Genomic DNA, 22,041 nt, shown 5'->3' with positions numbered 1-22,041 from the left:
AATAATTTGCGAAACCGTCATATTGAAAAAGCGCTACACTTATATTGATGAATTTGCTGAAATCCTAAACGAAGAGCTAGCTTTTGGGAAGCTTCATTATCTAATGAACAGTCCCAATAAGGTGTAAAACCATTTGCAAGTATATCTCCCGCTACTAAAGCCGCTAAATGGGTCCCCACTCCTCTATTCTGATACTTGGAGAGGGTTTCAATTCCGATAGCATGAGTATCCACAGTAACGAAACTAGAATAACATACACCAATGATCTCAGCTCCCTCAATAGCAGCATATCCATAGCCTGTTGCCTTAAAGCCTTTTTTCGATGACCAGAATAAATCAATATTCTCATGTACAAATTCCATGTGCTTTAAATCTAAGTTCTCCCAATCCTGTATTTTAAGATTTATAGTTCTAATCCCATTATTAAGGGACTCAGCGGGCTTGTGGAATAACTTGAACACCATTTGTTCAAAAGGATATAGCTTCCTAGAAGGAAACATCAATGCCAGATTCCATTCATCGTGTTGACCTGAGACTTCAAAATACTCCAGCCCAAGCTTTTTCATCCTCGGTGCAATATGACTGGATACATAACTATCTAAGCTTTTGATAAATATCTCATTGGTGTGATCGCCTATAATATAAAATCCTTGCATCCCCTTACTCCATACCAACGCGCTTTTCGGTGTTACAAGTTGATCTACAAAAATCCAGCCCGGATTATTTCCCTCGATGATGGAGAGAATTTCAGGATGAATAGGAGCACCTGTAAGTAACGGTTTCACTTCAATAAAATCCTGTTGAGATAATTCAAGCATATGAACACTCCTCGCCAACAATTTATCTAAATAACTGAGCAATACTTAAAAGAATAATTCCCCTTTGTATATTCTATAAGATAATTCAACAGATTGCTTATTATTAAATCCGATCCGGGTATCCTAAATAAAAAAGAATTGAACCCAATGCTTAACGCACAGGCCCAATCCTTTATTTGGAGTATCCATGATGACCGAAATCAGCTTGCATTATTGACCTATCATACCACCGTCGACTGTATATAGAGAACCCGTTACGAATGAAGCCTCATCCGACAGAAGGAAGTTCATCACAGCGGCAACTTCTTGCGGTTCACCGTAGCGACCCATTGGTGTTGCAGCTTCGTTAGCTGCCTTGTATTCTTCTGCACTTCCGAAATTATTCTCAATTTTACGCATCATTTGTGTATTGATCGTTCCTGGCAGTACCGCATTAACACGAATGCCAAGTGGTGCAAGCTCATTTGCAGCTACGCGAGTCAGACCAATTACAGCATGCTTAGACATAATGTAAGGGGCCATGCCTGGTGCGCCCATGAGTCCTGCCAGAGAAGAAGTGTTCAGAATAGCACCTGAGTTTTGTTTTTTCATCACAGGAATTACATAGTGTAGTCCAAGAAATACACCACGTACATTGACGTTGTATACAAGATCAAGTGCTTTGACGTTAAGCTCTTCGATTTGACCTGCTGGACCTTCAATTCCGGCATTGTTTGCAAAATAATCAATGGCACCAAATTTTTCTACCGCTTTATTAACATAATTCTGAACGTCTTCTTCATTAGAGACATCCGCAGCTACAGCTAAAGAGTTAGATTCATTTAAGCCTAAATCTTGGATAACATTTTTTATCGCTTCTTCATTCAGATCGACAAGTACAAGATTCAGTTTACGATCAGACAATCGACGGGCAAGCTCCTTACCGATTCCTCCTGCAGCTCCAGTAATTACAGCAGTTTTTACATATGATTCACTCATTGTATATTCGCATCCTTTGTTATGAATTGGCTATATATTATAGTCTTAGGAGATGGGATAACCTATCTCTATTACTAGAGTACACCCCATTAGTTAATCTGTTCAATAATCAGAATTTTAATCAATGTCGCCTAACCAACAGAACTGATCTCTGTGTTTACTTATGTCTAAATCTTGAACATTGGCTGATCTTTTGTTACTTTTAAAGTAGGAATTATAAATGAACGATAAAAAGATCATAGCTGGGGGTAGTTTTTTTTGATACAGGAAGAGCATGAAGACAGAAGAACCAGAAGAACACGCCAAGCTCTGAAATCTGCATTCGTTGAACTAATATTGGAAAATAGTTATGATTCAGTTACGATATTGGACGTGACTAATCGAGCGGATTACAATCGAGGGACTTTTTATAAGCATTTTGAGAGTAAAGAGGCTTTGCTTAAGGAAATACATGATGAATTTCTACAGGGCATAGGTGAAGCGCTAATAGACCCTTATGAGGGATTGGATCGTATTGAGGCAACAGAGGTTTTCCCTTCCATTTTGCAATTGTTCGAATATATTGAGGGGCATAAAGCTGAGTTTTTGGCCTTATCCGCTGTGGAACGTGGGAAAATGACTGTTGAACTGTTCGACCGTTTACGGGAATCCATGCGTGAGGATATGCGGATTGAGATAGAAGCTGATGCTGCTCCCGTGGATTATGAAATTATGTTGAGTTACCAAATGTCTGCTACAGTAGGTGTCATTATGCACTGGGCTGAAGTCAATTTCAAATATTCGGCGAGCTATATGGCAGAACAGTTAATTACACTGGTTAACAGCAAAATAGACCATATAGCGTTTATGAAAAAATCAAATGGATAAGAAACGAAACGCAAGCAGCTAATACGGAAACAAAAATTCAAGAAACCAGAGCATTGAGAGATGATCTCAAATGCTCTGGTTTTTTAGTGTAGCAGTGCTCTACTCAGCGAATATCTTTTACTCGAATATTATTTCCTAACAGACTGGCATCACTACTTAATTTAAATGTAGGGTAATTTGCATCTGCTTCAAGTCGCATCTGTTCATCAAATAAAGATTCCTGTTGACGATCAACAAAAAATGTAAAAGGCTCTTTCTGAACTTCAATATCTGTAGCATAGGGTTCACTAATGATCTGAATTACGATCACGCCATTACAACCACAACCCTCTGTATCGAAGAACAATTTAAAATCACCTGGCCGTTCCCCAAGGTTCTCTTTTAACTTATCTACTGTTAGTGCGTTTAGTTCTATGTGCATAAGATACTCTACTCCTTATTTTGTAATTTAGACTACCCTTCAATCGATTCATCGTTGCTTGCCCCAGGCGGGACAATTGGATAGACATTTGTTTCTTCGATGACATCAAATTCCATAATAGCAGGACCTTCGGTATTCATAGCATGTTGGATTATGGCTTTAGCCTCTTCTTTAGTGCTGGCTTGATAACCTTGTGCACCAAAGGATTTAGCGAGTGCGGCAAAGTCAGGTGAACTAATCTGTACGGCTGAGTATCTTTTGTTCAAGAATAGTTCCTGCCACTGACGCACCATTCCTAAATAACCATTTTTCAAAATAACTACTTTTACATTGAGCTGCAAATCTACAGCTGTCATGATTTCCTGCATATTCATTTGAAAGCTTCCATCCCCACTTATACATACAACCTGCCGTTCCGGAAAAGCAACTGCTGCTCCAATAGCTGCAGGAAACCCGTAACCCATAGTACCCAATCCTCCAGAGGTTAGAAAGGTACGCGGCTTTTTAAAATTATAGTGATGTGCTGTCCAGATTTGATGTTGTCCTACATCCGTGGAAATAATAGCATCGGAGACAGTTGCATGATCAACGTACCGAATAACGTCTTGAGGTGTCAATCTCGATTCATGATGATCTCTAAATGGTTGAATTGGACATCTGCTCCATTTATTGATCTGGTCATGCCATTCAGGAATCTTTCTATCTGATAAGCGATTAAGCATTTCCTGTAATACGTTTGTTATAGAATCACAAAGAGCTAGATCCATCTCTATATTTTTATCAAATTCAGCTTCATCTATGTCCACTTGGATTTTATACGAATGAGGAGAGAACGCTCTGCGTTTTCCTGTTACACGATCACTAAATCTGACGCCGAGACAAACTAGAACATCAGCTGCTTGTATAGCGCGGTTCGCGGCCACCGTTCCATGCATACCTACCATTCCTAAGTGCAATGGATGATCAGATGGAAACGCCCCTATACCCATCAGAGTAGAAGCAACTGGAAGATCGAGGCGTTCTGCCAAATTAAGCAATAAGGAAGGGGTTTCACCTGCTACACATCCCCCGCCGATCAATAGTAAGGGTCTGGCAGCATTCCGAAGTTTCTCCGCCATCGTATCCAAGTCATTCCCATTAGACTGATTAGCAACTGAATATCCACGAATAGAAACAAATGATTGTTGTTCGGGAATTTCGTATATTATTGGAGTTGTGTCCATCATAACATTTTTAGGCAGATCAATAAGAACTGGGCCAGGACGTCCTGTAGTTGCCAAATAAAAAGCTTCATCAATGATGCGTGGGAGATCACTCTTATTCATTACTATGTAATTATGCTTCGTGATGGACATGGTCATGCCATAAATATCAACCTCCTGAAAGCTGTCTAATCCAATCATATCCGTGGGGACCTGACCAGTTAGTACAATCAGTGGAATGGAGTCCATAAAAGCTGTCGCTATCCCAGTTATAGCATTGGTGGCTCCAGGACCACTAGTTACGAGTGTAACGCCTACACTTCCTGTCGCTCTCGCGTAACCATCTGCGGCATGTACTGCAGCCTGTTCATGCCGTACTAAAATATGCTCTAATCCTTCACAATCGAACAATGCATCATATACAGGCAGTACAGCCCCACCGGGGTAACCAAAAATCGTTGAAATACCTTTCCTCAATAACAAGTCTACTAACAATTCTGCTCCCGACATTAGATAATTTCTCCTTTCCTTCTATGCTCCAGATTTACTGCTTTGGCAAAGTATAAATCGATTTTCTTCTCCTCTCGTGTGACTGCCATCACTTCTAATTTGACAGTCATGCGTCCGAGAATAGGTTATTCATAACAAAAAAAAGCATGAACCCTATGGGTCCACGCTTACAAATTTATTAGCTCTATTTAGAGGATTGATTTAAGCCGACTTTTGAGTCTCCCGGGCACCGCCTAGCTTAAACACTAGAATACCGCCAACAATCACAAGTACTCCGACCAACTGCTTCCAAGTGAAAGGAACCTTCTCAAGCCCTAACCAGCCGAGGGAATCCCACAATAAAGCGAATCCAAGCTGAGAGATTAACACGATAGAGATCGCATAGGTTGGTCCAAGCCGCTTGGTCCCTTGCACGAGACAGATTACAACTCCCACTCCGATCAACCCGCTGATCCAATACCAGGGCTCCATGTTTCGCAAAGTAAATATACGGTTGCCTTCAAAGATAAGACTCATGATAAAAGAAGCCAGAAATCCCATGCCTAACACTAATGTCGTTGTAGCCCAAGATCCAACCTTCTCATTAACCTTCGTATTAAATATATTTTGCAGGCTCACTAGTGAGCCCGCGATAAGCGCTAATATCAAACCTATAATCATAACTTCATTCCTCCATTTATCGATTGTCCATCAGGATCACGACGCCAGCAATCATTAACGCGATACCGATAAATTGTGGCAGTCTCATCTTTCGTTTTTCCATCCCGAACCAGCCTTTAATATCGATGATGAAGGTCAAGCATAGCTGAGCAATCAGCAATGTGGATATCGTAAACGTTACACCAATCTGCTGAATAGCTGTTACCTCACTGAAAATAATGACTGCGGCAAAGGCGCCGCCAATCAAATATAAAGGTTTTACCTGTTTAAAGCCCTGTGATTTGCCATCTCGGACGAACAGCAGGATTAATAAGGACATTATAAACCCAGTTAGCTGTGTAATTGTCGCAGCTTGCCAAGTCCCAATATCTTGACTAATTCGAGCATTAGATACTCCTTGCAGAGTGATACAAGCCCCCGCTAAAAACGCAAATATAATTCCTCTCATTTCTCTCTCTCCTCAACTTCGATCTCTTACATATTAAAAAGCAATTCAGGTCTTTAAAAAAGGACATCTGTCCTAAACCAAAATAAACGATGTTGTTGCCCCTATAAGCCTTTCGTATATTTTCAAAAAAAAGACCGCCTCAAGCCATCTCTTAGGCTTAAAACGGGCTTTCAGAACTTTAAATTGTAGATTAGGAAAGTAATTTATGCTCATGCAATTGATCAAAAATGATCTGTGTAACGACAGAAACTCGATTTCGATCCTTATAAGATAACCAGGATAACTCATCAATTTCCGACGCAGGACTAAGTGAACCTTCAAAATCCGCGATATAACATGTCATTTTAACTATGACGCCTTCAGCTTTACCGTGAGCTTCCGCTTCAAAGGTTCCAAAATAGGAGATGGTTTCTGGTTTAATACGAACAGAGATCTCTTCCTCGATTTCCCGCACGAGCGTCTCCTCGTCTGTTTCTCCAGCTTCTCTTTTTCCTCCAGGCAAATAATAGGTATCTTTCCCTGTGGAACGCGCACACAAAACTTGTCCATTCTGAAAATGAATCCATGCAATTTTATCAATGATAGTAGTCATAAAGTTCTCCCCATATTTTTTCTGATAATTATATCATACAGCCAAGACCATCTATTTATACAACGTCTATATTTGATTTTTGTATGTGCAGCTTAGCTTTGGCCTGAGGTACATGATGGAGCAAATAGTACGCAGCAAGAGAAAGAAGTGTTACTCCCCCTGCAACCTCATACATCATTCGGTAATCTGTATAAGAAGCAATCAAACCCATGAAATAGGAGCCCGCTCCATAACCCAAATCAAATAACAAGAAAAAGGTCCCATTTGCACTACCTCTACGATCTTTAGCCGCTAATTTAAGCGCAAGAGTCTGGAAACATGGCATAAGTGCACCATATCCAATTCCCATAATGACACCAGACATCATTAACATCAAACCAGACCGAGCTTGACTTAAACTAAGCAATCCAACGGCGAAGATAATAATTCCGGGATAGATGAGAATATGCTCATTATATTTATCGAATACTTTACCTATAACCGGACGAAACAATACAATCATAATTGCAAAAGCCACAAAAAAATAACCAGTAAGCTGTGATTGATGGATTTCTTTCGTGAAAGAAGCTATAAATCCAGACAATGAGCTATAGGAAAAAGCAAGTGTAAATCCGACAAGTGAAATCGGCAAGGCTTTTGGCTCGATTACGTCTCTCCAGCGGAGCCCTTTTCGCGTCTTCGCAGGTTCCTTAATAGCTTCAATAACGTTAGCCTTATCTTCTTTTGGCATCCGAACACCTAACGTGAATAACAGCGAAAGAGCAGCAATCACACATACGCCTAACAGTAATACATTAATATTCTCATCTTTCCAGAGAAAAAGCCCCCATGCGGGTCCAATGACCATAGCAATGCTCATAAACATGCTAAAATAACCGATGCCTTCTCCTTGACGTGAATAAGGAATTAGCGTCGAGGCTATTGTACTTGTAGCTGTAGAGGCAACAGCATAACTCATTCCGTGTAGGAAACGAATCACCAGGAATAATACAATTCCATTAGATCCGAAGTAACCAATACAGGCGATTAGAAAAATGGTTAGGCCAATAACCGCCATTTTCTTTTTACCGAATTTATCGACCCATTGTCCCGAAAAAGGACGGATCAATACTCCCCCTATTACATAGATAGTAATCGCTAACCCCATTTGCTGCTGATTCCCGTGCAAACTTTCCTTTACGTATAACGGGAATGCAGTTGCTAGAATGTAAAAGGTCAGGAACATAAAAAAACTACTTAAGCAAACAACAATAAAATTCCGGGTCCATATTTTCTCTCTAATCACAACAGACTCTCTCCATCCTACCTATAACTTTTTATATGTTACAATAGTATAGGACTGAAAATTAATTAAGTAAAATACATATTATATGATCGATAGATCACATTAGAGTTATAAGTAAAGTGAGGTTTTTGTTATGGAATTCCTTCAGCTTCAATATTTCCAGGCAGTTGCACGCCATGAACACATGACTAAGGCCGCAAAAGAATTAAATGTATCTCAGCCCTCCCTTAGTAATTCCATACAGCGTTTAGAGAAAAACTTAGGTGTTCCCTTATTCGAGCGACAAGGCAGAAATATAAAATTGAACGAATTCGGCAAAACCTATCTGCAACGTGTCGAGCAAGCTTTTATGGAACTTGAAGAAGGACAGCGTGAGCTCACAGATATGGCTGGACTTGAACATGGTGTAATTTCTATTGCGGCCACACTCCCGTATGTATTGCCCACTTTACTAAAAGAATTTCTTACCCTTCATCCGCATGTACGGATTATCCAACGCCAGCTTGGCTCTGCGTTAGAAATGAGAAATGATTTAGAGAGTGCAGCGATTGATTTTTGCATATCATCTACACCTGTTACCGGACCAGATATCGAGTGGCTTACCTTAGCAGAAGAAGAATTATGTTTGACTGTGCCCAAGAATCATCGCTTTGCTGATCGAAAGAGTATTTCTTTGATAGAAGCAGCAGGTGAGAATTTCATTTCTTTATCTTCTAGATATAATTTCCGTGAAATTTCAGATGAATTTTGCCGACAAGCTGGATTTGAACCTCAAATTACGTTCGAGCTTGAAGAAGTAAGCGCCATTCAAACCCTAGTAGAAATGGGACTAGGAATCACCTTCACCCTCCCTCTCTCCTTAGGCAGAAGAAGTCAAAATACCGAAATTGTTCAATTAAAAATAACAGATCCGTTATGTCAACGCTCTTTTGGCATCGCATGGAGCAGAAAGCACTTTTTATCGCAAGCAGCTATACATTTCCGGAAATTTGCTGTGGATTTTTTTAGTAAACCTCATGGATATAATTAAGGTAAAAACTACAATGCTAAGCATTTTTAGTTATACCAAGATGATTGTAAAGCGTACATATCTGCATAAATCCCTTTATTATTTATTAAGTCTTGATGCTGCCCCACTTCAGCTATACTTCCATTATCAATAACATAGATCGTATCAACATTTTTCGCCCAGCCCAGTCTATGTGAAATGAAGATCGCAGCTTTATCTTGGCAGATATCTAATAATTGTGTATAGATCTGCATCTCAGCATTCGGATCAATCGCAGAAGTAGGTTCGTCAAACACTATAAGATCCGCATCATTATATAACGCACGCGCTATCGCCAGCTTTTGCCACTGTCCGCCTGATAGCTGCCTGCTTCCTTCAAGCATTTGACCTAACCTTACATCTAGTCCCCCTAATTCGTAAAACAAATCCATCAGCTCACATTTTTCCAGAATACTTAGTATTTTCACATCGTCCGGCGAAGATTTGGCATCACCCAACAGGATGTTTTCTCTTAGTGTCATTTCGAATTTAATAGAATGCTGGTACACGACGGATACTTTACCTTGAGGTTCTGGACTGTCTTTCCAGTAAATAGATCCAGAACTAGCAGTGTACTGCCCTAATAACAATTTGATCAAGGTAGACTTTCCTGCTCCATTTTCTCCAACGATGGCTATTTTCTCACCGGGCTTTATGACCATATTGATGTTAGATAAAACATACTTACTGGATTTGGCGTATTTAAAATAAACATTTGAAACGGTAATAGGAAGCATAGATTCAGAGCTATTATTGATATTATTTTTTCGGAAATCTCTATTTTTATAGGTAAGCACTTCATTTAAGTCATATAATTTACTGCTGCTGATGTAAAGCTTGCTTAGCGGCCAGGTCAAACTCATGATTTTACCACCACAAGTTAACAAAGCCAGAAATAATACTGAGATTGTCCCCACAGTAACTGTATTTGACTCCCCCATTTTACTTAACAGATAGACCAATACGATAAAAATAGCACTCGTCTGAACCATAGCCACAATCATCCCTGTTTTGATTTCGAATTTCCTCGCACTATACCTTTTATCATGCTGCTTCTTCATAAGCTTTGCCCAGAGATCCGTAAAATAGAAGATAGAGTTATAGATTCGCATTTCCCTAATCGCATTAGGATCTTCCAAAGTTACAGCTAGATAATCCCCCATTCTGCCGTCAAAAGTAAGCTCTCGCCCTGTTCTTCTAACTTTAATCTCTGTAAACATTCGAAAAGATAAAGTAGATACGATCATTAAACCCACCACCAGTGTGACTAAAAAATATCCACTTGTAGCCGATAACCAGATGATACTTATAAGTCCTGAGATATTTCCTACACTGGACAACAAAAAACCAGTAATTCCCTCTAAATCTTCTCCAACTATTGTTTTAGCTCTTTGCAGCTTGTTCCCAAACTCTTCATCATCAAAATCCTCAAAGTCAACTTGGTTTGCAATATCTATCAGCTCGGATTGGAAAGCGAGAGTTAGTTCCGCATTCATTCGACTTTTCATTATGTTGGTTATACTCAATGAACAGGCTTGTACTCCATGAATTAAAACAAACCATAGAATCGGAATAAAGGTTATCGCACCAGCAGCTACTGCATTAATGATATGAACTTGAACAGAATACGAATAAAAAGTTAATAATCCACTGATTATAGGAACTATGATCGTTATTATTGAGATTACTGGACTTTTTCCAATCATCCGTGCCAGTATCGTTAAAATATTCTTAAGGTCTCTTCTCAGCAGAATCTCTCCTTTCTCAGCCATATAAAGAGGACTGGCGGTTAAACATTCCCCTGTACTTACCATCCAACTTCATTAATTCTTCATGTGTTCCACTTTCAACGATTTCTCCATGCTCAAACAGAAAAATTCTATCTACGAATTTGGACATATATAGCCGATGTGTCACAATAATGGAGGTCTGCTGCTCTCCTAATTTCATAAAGGTTTCAAACGCCTGCTGTTCCGCGTAAGGATCGAGGGCTGCAGTAGGTTCATCAAAAATCGTAAGCGAGCCGTTGTTGAGATAAGCACGTGCGATCGCAAGTCTTTGCCATTGTCCACCAGACAGATCGATCCCCCCAAACTGTGGACCTACTAAAGTGTCCAACGCAACACCATAGGAATCAGCTTCTACTTTTCTCATCGCAGCTAATAATCTTGAATCGTCATACATGGCAGCAATATTCCCCATGGCTATGTTTTCTCGAATTGGTCTATGTAATTTAGTGAAATCCTGAAAAACAACTCTCACACCCTTTGTGACGTTATGAGCCAGCACTTCCTGCTCTCCATTAAACCACTGGATGTTTCCCGCTGTTGGATGATATAACCCTGCTATCAGCTTGATGAGCGTGGATTTTCCGGAACCATTCTCACCTACAAAGGCAACTCGTTCACCAGGATTGAGAGTCATGTTTATACTATTAAGCGTGTCCTGTGCATTGGTTGCATAACGAAAATTCAACTGCTGAATTGTGATCTGCATCGCATCGGTATTCCTTATGGAATCTTCCGGATCTCTTTGAACTTGCTCTTCAAGTTCCAAATACGCACTATACTCATTGAAGCGCAAACGACTTTTGGTCAGATCAGAATACATCCTTGTTAGTGCAGGTATGACAATAAATATTTGACTAGATATCTGAAGTAATAATACGAAAAGTCCGGCGCTCTGCCCGCTACCTCCAAGTGTAATTGCTAAAATAGCAATCGTAAGCCCGTTTAATAAAGTCATTATTATACTTTGGGAGAAGCTTAAGGTCTCAGATAAAATAACTTTTCGGTGCATTTGTTTGAAATTTCCATTGAAGATTTCTTTCATTGTGGTAACCAAGTAGGAGGACATTCCGTACATTCTTACTTCCGGGAGGGTATTTCTACTAACCAGCAAATCAACGATATAATTAATCATTCGTACAGAGGAGGTTTGATTCGCTGAAATGGCCTCTACTTTCCGAGACATCCATCTCATGAGGTAAAGCTGCAGAATTTGTACAACTAAAATGAACACTGCCAGGATATAAAAGCCATAACAGGATAGAACTACGATTAGTGCGATTAATGTTATAAAGTGGATTGTCACTCCGGTCCATTGATCTAATAAATCGATCAGGGAAAGCCGTTTTGCTTTTTCTCTAATCGTTTTTGTTGCGGGGTCTTCCAATAAAGCCGTCGATAATTTAGAGGTCTTAGCCAAAATACTATGTTCCAGTTCATAAATACTGGTTGCCGTTAAATTGGTTACAGAAATGGCTCGAAGAGAACCATTGATGCCAGCCAGATATAAAATTAACATCAGTGAACTTACCAATAGTAAGATATGTAGGTAGGCGTTAGTCGTGAAGTTCTGAATGAGGTCAACCACATATTTCGTTATGAACAGCTCTGCAAATAGAATTGGTGGGCTCAGCAGGTTAGTGATAAAATATAAAAGTGAGTTTCTTTTGTCTTTTACATAGAGCAGTTTTACAACGTAGAGAAAGTCAGGCAGATAGCATCTCTCCTTAAGTGTATATTTCTCACTGAAAACTCTTTCCTTTTTAAACGTGGAATCTGATTATAACGTTAATTGTTTATAATTGGAAGAAGTAATTTCGAGATTACCAAATTATAGGAGTGTGAATTCATGAAACTTCAATTCAACTTATTCCCAGGCGGATTATCTAAGGCGCTCACTATGAGCTATGATGACGGCCAGAAACACGATATCCGCTTGGCTGGTATTTTTGATCAATATGGAATCAAAGGGACCTTCCATTTAAATAGTGCAATGATCAATGCACCTGGGTTCTTATCGCCCGCTGATGTTAAGCATTCGCTCAGGAATCATGAAGTGTCCGCCCATTCCGTTACTCACCCACATCTAGAGCGTCTTCCTTTACCGATGGTAATTGAAGAGCTGTTCGAAGACCGTAAACGATTGGAAAAGCTGGTGGATTATCCAGTGCGAGGCATGTCCTACCCCTACGGTACATACTCTCAGGAGATAATTGCACCACTTCAGTCCGTAGGAATTGAATACAGCCGCACTGTTCACTCTACTAAACAATTTGATATGCCTCTTAATTTCATGGAATGGCATCCAACCTGCCACCATATTGAAGATCTGCATCAGGTTTGGGAGCGATTCACAATGGAAGGACCCTCCCAGAAACTAAGACTCTGTTATGTTTGGGGCCATAGCTATGAGTTCGCACAGCAGAACAATTGGGAGCTAATCGAAACCTTTTGCCAACAAGCAGGTGGACATACAGATATTTGGTACGCTACTAATATTGAGATTTATGATTATGTCACTGCCCTGTATTCACTGAAATTAAGTGCCGACAAAACGATTATCCGCAACAATTCTGCCATAGATGTTTGGGTATCTATAAATGATCAACCCGTTCAGATTAAGGGTGGAAGTATGATGACGACGAAATAATCATAAATACATAAAAAAGAGCGATGTTCAACATCGCTCTTTTTTTGTACTAATTATATTGATGTGATTCCGAATTATTTCGCTTGAAGTGTATATGTCACTGTTTTTGCTTTTTCCTCAAGGATTGGCGTGTAGGTGAAGGTCAGTACATTCCCCTTACGGCTTTTCATCCCTAACATTCTGCTCAGAATGTATTGATCTCTGCCATCATTTACTTTATCCCATTCTTTACGATCCTCACTAGTAATCAGTTGTTCACTGAGATTGACGATTTCTCCTGTACTGCTGTAGACAATATATAATTGTGTTGTATCTAATAAGCGAACGAGTGCCACATCCTCCGCGGCGTACTCCACTATGAAATCACCGGTTGCCCCGGTTAATTTCTCCATCTCAAACAACTTGCCCAAACCGCCATCGTTAGTAATATACTGAACGTTCTTCCCATCGGTCATATACACCTGAGTGGAGGGCACTTGAGGCGCATGAGGATAAGCAGAGATCATATAATGATAATCCATTTGCTGAATTATTGTACCTGCTTGAACTAGTACCTGATAGCTGTTGCTGAAATCATTAAACATAGCATAGTGATTGTCTGTTAACTGGAGCAAGTACTTGCCATTTCCAAATTTCTTGATCTCAAATCCATGATTGTAAGCGGATCCCTTGAGCGGTAGTTGGCCAATAATTACTGGTTTCCCAGCTGCTGTAGCCCGGTAATATAAATCACCGTTTTTTTGAGATATCCAATAGGATCTTCCTTCTACAGAAGCGGCAACAAATCTAGGTTCATCTACGATGTGGATAATTCCATCCGTTTTATTTAGCCCCGCTTTACCCCCAAGTACACTGACCGCAGAGACCAATGGCACGTACAATGAACCTTTTATGATACGCGGAGATTTTGTTAATCCCATCGCTCCCCCGTTCACTTTTGACGTTGCAGCACCCGCAGTGAAGATGACTTCACGCTCTGGACGTACCAGCTTGGCCGTTTTTAATTTTTGATCCCACGATAACGTATAACCCATAGCATCTGCAAGTGATTTCAAAGGTACAAAAGTTGTATTCTCCGCGATGACTTGTTTACTGCTGATTCCAATTTCTTTATAGTTGAATTGAATTTGCTTGTCTGCTTGCGCAGATGCCGATCCATACCCAGTACTTAAAATCAAAACAGCAAAGATCCCTAGCGTTACTTTCCATTTATTCATTTCTATCCGTCTCCTTCGACATTATAATCATATGTAATTAGACGGAAGATAATGGAAAAAGTTTCATTTCACTCTCTAGCAAACTCATAAAAAGCCAAAGCATCCTCCCAAGTTGGGAATCCTGCTTGCGCCAGTTTATCGCTGCCCCCGCCTTTACCGTTGTAGCTGCCTAGATGAGCTTTGAAAAAAGCTCCACAGGAAATCTCCAGGCTCCCATTCTGCGCAAACACAACCTTATTCTCCGCAGAAGTAGCTAATAATACAGGAAGATCACATTTCGAAGTCAACTTATTAGCTAAGCTCTGTAGATCTTTTAGCGATTTATCCTCAAATACTTGTGCGATTATCTTTCCCGCTTGCTCATTTAAAAGCTCTTGCACGACATAGTCGTCATTTTTTTCTTTAAGCAGGTTAATTTCAGCTTGCAGAAGCTTTTGTTCATTTTCCCATTTTTCAATTCGATCGATAATTTCATCTTTGCCTGTATTGAATTTGGAAGATAGTGTACCAAGGATTTGCTGACTGGTATTAAATTCCTCTAAAGCCCGGTATCCACATTTAAAATAAATCCGCGTATTCCCTTTTATTTTTTCAGCTTTCAGAAGCTTAATCATTCCAATTTCACCTGTTGAGGACACATGTGTCCCCCCACAAGCGTTGTATTCAACATCTTTGATCTCAACAATCCTGATGTTCTCTGTCACTTTTGGCTGTTTAACCAATTTAAGCTGTGAAGCCTCTTCCCCTGTTACGAAATAGCTGAGAATATTGTGATTTAAGTAAATCTGCCGATTAACTTCTCTCTCTATCGAGGACAGTTGACCAGCATTCAGTTCTGGCACTTCTATATCAATGGTGCAATAATCCTCACCTAAATGAAAGCTTAAGATCATAAAGTTATGTTTTTCTAGACAAACCGCTGAGAGCAAATGCTGCCCACTATGCTGCTGCATATGGTCAAATCTTCTATTCCAATCGAGCTGGCAAGCTACCGATTCATCATTAGGTAAACGTTCCAGCTTATGTAGTACAAGCTCTTCCTCACTGATTACATCAAGCACAGGAATTCCCTGAATAGATCCTAGATCACAGGGTTGTCCACCACCATGCGGATAAAAAGCCGTCTCCTCCAAAAGAACATAAAGACCATCTTCTCGTTCTATGGTTTCAGTCACACGGGTTTGCCAATCAGTCAGGTATGTTGAATTGTAGTATAATTTGTTGGTCATAAATGGTTTCCTCTCTTTTTACGTTATCGACATATTAAGTTTATAGTATCATAACGGATAGTGTGAATCTTATTATTTCAAAAAAACCAGCTCCACGCAAAAGCTGCGTAGAACTGGTATTAGGGTAATTAACAAGAACAAGTAGCATCTTTTAAATTTCTAATGGCAATTGCATTTAGTCGAAGCGCTTCTACTATTGAGTCTCTTACTGCTAACAATTCAAATCTTTCACGACTGCCAATAGGCAACCTGCAAAGAATGGCTTCAATTCTTTTAAGACTTTCTTTCAGAATCACTCTTTGCTTACGCAATGCGTTCAAAGCTCTTTGAATTTTTCTCTTCTCTGCAGCAGTCATAAACTACCACCTCTTTTCGATTGTGATAGTATATGAGATGCTTATTCCCCCTTATTTGCTTGTACAATCCGGAAACCAAATAACTATATTTACTCTTTTTTGCTAGCTTCCATGATAGGAACGGACCAGTCTACATTAGTATACATTCGATTGTTTATCGTGCGTATTAATTGAAGCTGCTCGGGAATTTGTGTAAGGCCTTCGGCACGGAATTGGAAATATTTCTTTTGATTATTTGACTGAGATTGAACAATTATAATATATCCATCCTTCCATCCTTCCCCTTTGATAGAATGCGCTCCTTGTTTAGTGAGTTTGTATTCCTTGCCATCCATTGTCTTGAACATCCATTCATCATTCATAAATTCATTTTTCAATCTTCCGCTAAAATGTAATACACCTTCCTTCGCTGATACATTGTTATCGGGAGACGATTCCACTATAAAATCATTTAACATCAGCTCATCCCCGTCAAAAGCAAAGGGAATCGGATGTTCTTTCAACTTGGCTGGCTCAAATTGCACACTAGAACCATCCTTCTCTGGGATAAAATATCCATCCAATACGAAAGTATAAGGCGTATCCTGTGGTAAATATTTAAACGTATAGCTCCAGTGCATAAGTCCCTTTGTTGCCCCGGGAATGTTAGAGTAGGACATAACGCTGTTCTTATTAGGAAACTTTCTAGCATTAACACTGTGAATCTCTTCTCCTACTGTATCCTCAAAATGGAATTTCAAACCTTGTTGCTTCCATAGTTCGCCTGGAGAACGGGTCAACGCCTCTTCACTCAATTGAGTATCGAACTCAAAACGAACACCTTGCACCATATGAGTTAATTTATTCAAGGTCACAGTTAAACCGTCCGGGGAGGTGTAGCTACCCGTTAGTGGCATGGAGGTCGTTTGTTTATTCGCTTCCGTCATATCCATCGAAAAATTGAAATTCCAATCGCCTTTAAGAGTAGGGATGTTCTTGCGTTCACTTCCCAATTCAGTAATATGACCTTCGACCGTAATTCGATCAGTTTGCAGAGGTTCAGTGAAATTAGCGATCAAATAGTAAAAGTCACTGGTAAATCCTATATCGTATAACTCCCCAACAACCTTCCCTTGATCATCCTTAATCGCAATACTGTTCCCATCATTAAGGGCCAAGCGTTTTTTATCATGCTTTCCATCCGGTCCAAACAACTGTAACGCAACAATTACCCGTGTAGGATCTGCCACCGCTTCATCTATTTTGATAGTGTAGCCCTTATCCTTCACCTTAATATTAGGATGTTCTACTAACCCAAATTCTTGTGCTCGTAGAAGGCCAATGTCCATGTTGTTTTTAACAAAAAGAGAACGTAAAGTCTCTGCCAGTGTAGGAACGGAATATAAGATCACGGCACTTAGTACAACCAGTAACAACGCCGCGCCCATAAATAATCTCAGCAACTTATTGCGCTTCGGATGCTTGCGATTCCTTTGTGTTGGAGTAAATTCCTCAAGCTCTACTTGTTCCAAAGAAGCCATTACTTGAGCAGTAAATGAATCTGGTAAGCGCTCTTCATACATAGCCTGCGACCATTCAGCTTGTTCTTCAAGCTCTGCTTCGTAGATCATATTACAATGCGTACAAGTTGCCATATGTTCAGCTACGGCTTGATCTCGTAAGATAGATTTGCTTAAAATATATTCTTCGATCTCATAGGAATTTAAGCACCTCATCGGTCTTCACCTCCTGGAGTGTAATTAGCTGCTTCAAACGCTGTTTAGCCCGGTATAAATCATTTTGAATCTTGCTTAATGGAACATCTAGAACCATACACATTTCTTCATAGCTTAAATCATTGGTATAACGAAGCAGTAAAGCCGTACGATAATTAGACGGGAGCTTCTGCATCAGGTGAAGCAGCTCTGTGCGATGCTCCGATCGCATTAATTCTTCTTCTGGATTATCTGAAAGAGAATGTTCGGCATTGTTGTCCGGCAAGCTCGCTGTTGGTCGGTCTTTTTTCCACAAATCCTTCAGTAAATTAGTAGCGATAGCATATAGCCACGCCGCAAAATTCTTATCCAAATCATGTGAGGCTAGCTTGCGGTAAGCTTTAATAAAAGTCTCCTGCGTTATGTCTTGTGCATCTTGATGATTGGCTCCCATTCCTCGCATAAGCCCATAAATTTTATTCTTATATCGATTTACAAGATACGAATAGTCTTCTTTATGTCCATCGAGAATATTTTGGATCCATAGCCTCTCATCCTCTTTTTCAACTTTCGGTACATGTCCCTTCACCATGAAGCCTCCTTGAAGCACGATACTGTATAGACGATCCCTATTTAAAAAACTCTCACTTTATACAAAAAAAAGTAGATCTTCAAATAAAACGAAGACCTACTGTGTAATCTACCGATTACGTTTTAGAACAAAATACAACAATTGATCACGAAGTTCAGCGTCCTGCTCAAACGCTAATCGCTCTAGCAGCATTAAGGATCTAACATTCTCTGGCTCAACTGTAGCGTCAATACTAGTAAACCCCAATTTCAAGAATCCCAAATCAATAATCTCTTTCATCACTTCGTACATGTAGCCTTTGCCCCAGAACGATCTGGATAAATCATAGCCTACCTCTGCTGTAAATTCATTGCCTACTCTTCTTAAATAATGATATCCGCAGGTGCCGATAAACTCATTATTCGCTTTTTCGAACATTCCCCATCTACAACCCGAATCGTCCAAATGATACTGAATGATCTCTTCAGCTTCTTTTAGATCTTTGCAGGGCTCAATGTCCATATATCTAGTTACTTCTTCATCAGAAAAATGTCTAAAGACTACATTTGCATCCTCTAGATTTAAAATCCGCAATTCAATTCTTTCTGTATGCAACGCAGGAAACACAACACTTTGACTGTTCAACTTAACACCTTCCATTTCTACAGCAATAAAATCACTGAAGCGCTAAAGAAACATCTTTACTCCAATAAATTAACTCTTCATCCCTACCATATGCCCCGATACATTGAAACCCTAATGGCATGTTATTTATAGTGGCAGCTGGAATACTCACCGCAGGCGCTCCAGCATATGACCAAATGGCTGTCATTCCGGTCCATCCGGTTCGTGTTCGCCACAGCGGAGCTGTTCCTGCCTGAGCCGGCGAAACCCACAGATCAATCCCCTGTGACTTCTGCACATCTAATAGATCATTTCTGAGCTTGAGTTGTCCGCTACGATATCCTTCCAGTTCTTCCTCAGTGATGGTTCGTCCAGATAAAATAGCCTGCCGTACGGTATCATCATAAAGATCTTTATAAACATCAAATAGTGGATCATGGACTTGCGCCATTTCTCCATGTACAAACCGCACCATGGCATCTCCGTAGATAAAGCTATCTTCCCACGGCATCGCAACTGTTTTTATGCTGAACCCTGCTTCCTCAAGCTTCTTAAGCTGCTTCTGAAAGGTTATCTTGGTGTCATCCTCCAATAATGTCATGTATACACCTTCGGGTATCCCCAGTACAGGTTTACGAGCTTCTTTAAAAGGTCTCCATCCCGTTACAAGCTCAGCGGCGAGAAAGTCCATACCCTCCATATCCTGAGTGAAAAATCCAAACGTATCAAAAGATGGCGACATCAATTGGACACCATCTATAGGGATACGCGCATAACTAGGTTTAAAGCCGACCACTCCGCAAAATGAAGCAGGTGCCATAACAGAACGCAAGGTTTGTGTACCTATCGCAAATGGACAGATGCCCGCGGCAACCGCAGCAGCAGAGCCTGCACTAGAACCGCCAGGCGTATGTTCCAGCTGATAAGGATTGCGGGTTGTGATAGGTCCGGCATAAGCAAATTCCTCCGTCACTGTTTTGCCGGTGAACCAAACCCCTTTTTGCCGAACCTTTTGAATAAAACTACCTTCAGACTTCGTCAAAGCTTGTGGGGGGAGGTTCGACCCTGCACGGGTAGGCAACCCATCTAAGTGAATTAAATCTTTGATTCCAGCAGGTATTCCATATAGCGATGGTTTAGGAATTTCTGAATACTTCTCTCTTACCCCAGCCACTTCATTTTTTATTCTATCTGCTCGGTTCTCCTCTAGCACAAAAGCACGCACGTGTGGTTCTACCTTATCGTAAAGATCTAAATATTGTGTAAGATATCTATCCATGGTTACATCTGAGGTCTTATTGCCCTGAGCAAACTGAGCTAACGAAGATTTATTAATGTACATGTCTGATTGGAACCCTCCTTAATATTCACTTAAACCAGGAAGCCATTTGAAGACGATTGTATTAATTTGGAACAGCTTCATGTTACTAGTTAACCTTATCTATGGCTATACTTTAGTTCTCTATTTCTATTTTCATCCACAATATTGATTACACGATCCACCCACCCTTGATAAAATTGCTCCTCATGAGAAACCAGAATCACTGTACCTTTAAATTGGATTAAAGCTTTCTGTAAAGCATCTTTTGTTTCGGCATCTAAGTGATTGGTGGGCTCATCTAAGATTAAGAAATTACATGCTGTAAGCAATAAAAGACACAGCTTAACTTTAGATTGTTCGCCACCGCTGAGTGTACGGATAGGCTGTGTAACGTGACTATCTTTTACAACACATAATGCTAGATGACGACGTATTTCCTTAATAGTCAATTTTGGATAAAACGATGAGACGATTTCAATAGGTGTCATGTTATCGTTTTCCCAAATTAAATCTTGCTCGTAGTAACCAATAGAGACTTGTTCGGCAAAGCGGAAAGCCCCGGCAACACAAGGGATTTGACCAACTAATGTTTTCAGCAATGTTGATTTTCCGATGCCGTTAAAGCCTGTTATGACTATCTTTTGTCCTCCTCGAATCGAAAATGTTAATTTGGGCAGCAGCGGTTTGACGTAACCAACCACCAGATGGTCTACTCTAAGCGCAACTTGTGCATTAACAGGAAGCTCTTGAAAATGGATAGATGCTTTAGTGACAAACGTCGGTGCAGCGACTCTCTCCATACGATCCAGCTGCTTCTGACGGCCACGGGCAATTCTAGAATTAACACCAGCACCATTTTTCCGGATATATTGCTCAGTGGCTTCAATTTTTTTCTGCTGTGCATGGTACTGCCGGATATGGCTCTCGCGAAAATGCTCCTTCTGTCTCAAAAAATCAGCATATTTGCCATGATATTTCTTAATCGTTTCCCCTTCAATATCGCAAATGCTTGTTGATATTTTATCGAGAAAAGCATAGTTATGAGAGACCACAATGAAGGCTTGATCGAACGCTATCAGATATTCAGCAAGCCAGTTAATATGCGTGGTGTCGAGATAATTGGTGGGCTCGTCGAGCAATAACACATCAGGTTGTTCAAGCAACAGCTTTGCCAATATAACTTTGGTTCGCTGCCCCCCACTAAGCTGATCAATAGGACGGTCCATCCCCATTGCGTTTAATCCTAGCCCCGTAACCACTTTACTGATATTGCTCTCGATAGAATAATAGTTGAGCGCCTCGAGTCGTTCCTGAAGGTCTGCTGCCTTCTGCAAAAGCACTTCATTGCCAGTAACTGCACATTCCGCATAAAGTGCATTCATCTTTTCTTCCATTTTGTATAATTCAGTGAACGCTCGCCTTAAATAACTTTGAACTGTACTTGACCCATCAATAACCGCGTATTGATCAAGATGGCCTATTTTGATATTGGGCTGCCATTTAATCGTTCCACCATCAGGAATCACCTCGCCCGTCAGAATACCAATTAATGTGCTTTTCCCTGTTCCATTCTGACCCACCACACCTACATGCTCCCCTTTGTAGACTTCCAAAGAAACCTGTTTATACAGCACTTTATCTCCAAAAGCATGTGATAAATTAGAAACCTCAAGTAAACTCATTTACTTTCCTCTTTTCTATAATTGTTTTTAAGCACAAAAAAAGCAGAAGACACCGCGCCCTTGGGCGCAAGCCTTCTGCTT

21 protein-coding genes are annotated in these 22,041 nt (G+C 40.3%); 3 read left to right on the top strand and 18 right to left on the bottom strand.

The window, feature by feature from the left end:
* Positions 1-17 precede the first annotated feature (17 nt).
* Positions 18-818 (bottom strand): GNAT family N-acetyltransferase, encoded by an 801-nt coding sequence (locus NSQ66_RS14345; RefSeq protein WP_076099297.1) that lies wholly within the window; start codon positions 816-818, stop codon positions 18-20.
* Positions 819-1,028: 210 nt separating this feature from the next.
* Positions 1,029-1,796: an SDR family NAD(P)-dependent oxidoreductase gene (locus tag NSQ66_RS14340; protein ID WP_036678050.1), complete on the bottom strand. Its 768-nt coding sequence runs from the start codon at positions 1,794-1,796 to the stop codon at positions 1,029-1,031.
* 258 nt (positions 1,797-2,054) lie between these two features.
* Between NSQ66_RS14340 and NSQ66_RS14335 the strand changes: the two genes are divergently transcribed.
* A complete protein-coding gene (locus tag NSQ66_RS14335) occupies positions 2,055-2,663 on the top strand; it encodes a TetR/AcrR family transcriptional regulator (RefSeq protein ID WP_038570842.1) in 609 nt (202 codons plus the stop codon).
* A gap of 103 nt (positions 2,664-2,766) precedes the next feature.
* On the opposite strand, the gene NSQ66_RS14330 is transcribed toward NSQ66_RS14335, so the two are convergent.
* The 6 genes from NSQ66_RS14330 to NSQ66_RS14305 all read right to left on the bottom strand — a co-directional run bounded on the left by NSQ66_RS14330 (position 2,767) and on the right by NSQ66_RS14305 (position 7,781).
* A complete protein-coding gene (locus NSQ66_RS14330; protein WP_038570840.1) occupies positions 2,767-3,084 on the bottom strand; it encodes an iron-sulfur cluster biosynthesis family protein in 318 nt (105 codons plus the stop codon).
* A gap of 32 nt (positions 3,085-3,116) precedes the next feature.
* Positions 3,117-4,796, bottom strand: a complete 1,680-nt coding sequence (ilvB, locus tag NSQ66_RS14325) for a biosynthetic-type acetolactate synthase large subunit (RefSeq protein WP_038570837.1) — start codon at positions 4,794-4,796, stop codon at positions 3,117-3,119.
* Between the two features lie 201 nt (positions 4,797-4,997).
* Positions 4,998-5,456, bottom strand: coding sequence for a DMT family transporter (locus NSQ66_RS14320; protein ID WP_036678062.1), 459 nt, complete (start codon positions 5,454-5,456; stop codon positions 4,998-5,000).
* Positions 5,457-5,472: 16 nt separating this feature from the next.
* Positions 5,473-5,904, bottom strand: coding sequence for a DMT family transporter (locus tag NSQ66_RS14315; protein ID WP_076141661.1), 432 nt, complete (start codon positions 5,902-5,904; stop codon positions 5,473-5,475).
* A gap of 190 nt (positions 5,905-6,094) precedes the next feature.
* A complete protein-coding gene (locus NSQ66_RS14310; RefSeq protein ID WP_038570834.1) occupies positions 6,095-6,496 on the bottom strand; it encodes an NUDIX domain-containing protein in 402 nt (133 codons plus the stop codon).
* Between the two features lie 55 nt (positions 6,497-6,551).
* On the bottom strand, positions 6,552-7,781 hold the full coding sequence (locus tag NSQ66_RS14305; protein ID WP_038570831.1) for an MFS transporter: 1,230 nt from the start codon (positions 7,779-7,781) through the stop codon (positions 6,552-6,554).
* Positions 7,782-7,914: 133 nt separating this feature from the next.
* Here NSQ66_RS14305 and NSQ66_RS14300 point away from each other — a divergent pair, with 133 nt between their 5' ends.
* Entirely contained in the window at positions 7,915-8,811 is an 897-nt protein-coding gene (locus NSQ66_RS14300) for a LysR family transcriptional regulator (RefSeq protein ID WP_076141662.1), read from the top strand.
* Between the two features lie 26 nt (positions 8,812-8,837).
* Here the strand turns inward: NSQ66_RS14300 and NSQ66_RS14295 are convergent, their stop codons facing one another.
* Both NSQ66_RS14295 and NSQ66_RS14290 read right to left on the bottom strand, forming a co-directional pair.
* The gene (locus NSQ66_RS14295; protein WP_076141663.1) at positions 8,838-10,601 is read right to left on the bottom strand and encodes an ABC transporter ATP-binding protein; all 1,764 of its coding nucleotides are present in this window, start codon (positions 10,599-10,601) and stop codon (positions 8,838-8,840) included.
* Positions 10,594-12,135, bottom strand: a complete 1,542-nt coding sequence (locus NSQ66_RS14290) for an ABC transporter ATP-binding protein (protein ID WP_339211981.1) — start codon at positions 12,133-12,135, stop codon at positions 10,594-10,596. The genes NSQ66_RS14295 and NSQ66_RS14290 overlap by 8 nt, the downstream gene beginning before the upstream one ends.
* Positions 12,136-12,465: 330 nt before the next feature.
* Here NSQ66_RS14290 and NSQ66_RS14285 point away from each other — a divergent pair, with 330 nt between their 5' ends.
* Positions 12,466-13,266, top strand: a complete 801-nt coding sequence (locus NSQ66_RS14285; RefSeq protein ID WP_076105627.1) for a polysaccharide deacetylase family protein — start codon at positions 12,466-12,468, stop codon at positions 13,264-13,266.
* A 74-nt stretch (positions 13,267-13,340) separates the two neighbouring features.
* Here the strand turns inward: NSQ66_RS14285 and NSQ66_RS14280 are convergent, their stop codons facing one another.
* The 8 genes from NSQ66_RS14280 to NSQ66_RS14245 form a co-directional block, all read right to left on the bottom strand.
* Entirely contained in the window at positions 13,341-14,483 is a 1,143-nt protein-coding gene (locus NSQ66_RS14280; RefSeq protein ID WP_076141666.1) for a copper amine oxidase N-terminal domain-containing protein, read from the bottom strand.
* A 68-nt stretch (positions 14,484-14,551) separates the two neighbouring features.
* Positions 14,552-15,712, bottom strand: a complete 1,161-nt coding sequence (locus NSQ66_RS14275) for a DHHA1 domain-containing protein (RefSeq protein ID WP_076141667.1) — start codon at positions 15,710-15,712, stop codon at positions 14,552-14,554.
* A gap of 128 nt (positions 15,713-15,840) precedes the next feature.
* Positions 15,841-16,068 (bottom strand): hypothetical protein, encoded by a 228-nt coding sequence (locus NSQ66_RS14270; RefSeq protein ID WP_036678084.1) that lies wholly within the window; start codon positions 16,066-16,068, stop codon positions 15,841-15,843.
* Positions 16,069-16,157: 89 nt separating this feature from the next.
* Positions 16,158-17,783: a DUF4179 domain-containing protein gene (locus NSQ66_RS14265; RefSeq protein ID WP_052097022.1), complete on the bottom strand. Its 1,626-nt coding sequence runs from the start codon at positions 17,781-17,783 to the stop codon at positions 16,158-16,160.
* Entirely contained in the window at positions 17,761-18,354 is a 594-nt protein-coding gene (locus NSQ66_RS14260; protein ID WP_052097020.1) for a sigma-70 family RNA polymerase sigma factor, read from the bottom strand. The genes NSQ66_RS14265 and NSQ66_RS14260 overlap by 23 nt, the downstream gene beginning before the upstream one ends.
* A 108-nt stretch (positions 18,355-18,462) precedes the next feature.
* The gene (locus NSQ66_RS14255; protein ID WP_038570819.1) at positions 18,463-18,978 is read right to left on the bottom strand and encodes a GNAT family N-acetyltransferase; all 516 of its coding nucleotides are present in this window, start codon (positions 18,976-18,978) and stop codon (positions 18,463-18,465) included.
* 31 nt (positions 18,979-19,009) lie between these two features.
* Positions 19,010-20,299 (bottom strand): amidase, encoded by a 1,290-nt coding sequence (locus tag NSQ66_RS14250; protein WP_076141668.1) that lies wholly within the window; start codon positions 20,297-20,299, stop codon positions 19,010-19,012.
* Positions 20,300-20,394: 95 nt separating this feature from the next.
* A complete protein-coding gene (locus NSQ66_RS14245; RefSeq protein ID WP_036678090.1) occupies positions 20,395-21,960 on the bottom strand; it encodes an ABC-F family ATP-binding cassette domain-containing protein in 1,566 nt (521 codons plus the stop codon).
* Positions 21,961-22,041 lie beyond the last annotated feature (81 nt).

Source organism: Paenibacillus sp. FSL H3-0329, assembly GCF_037963285.1.
GTDB lineage: Bacteria > Bacillota > Bacilli > Paenibacillales > Paenibacillaceae > Paenibacillus_AQ > Paenibacillus_AQ odorifer.
The sequence above is the reverse complement of the archived record's forward strand: the minus strand, read 5'-3'. Positions and strand labels throughout refer to the sequence as shown.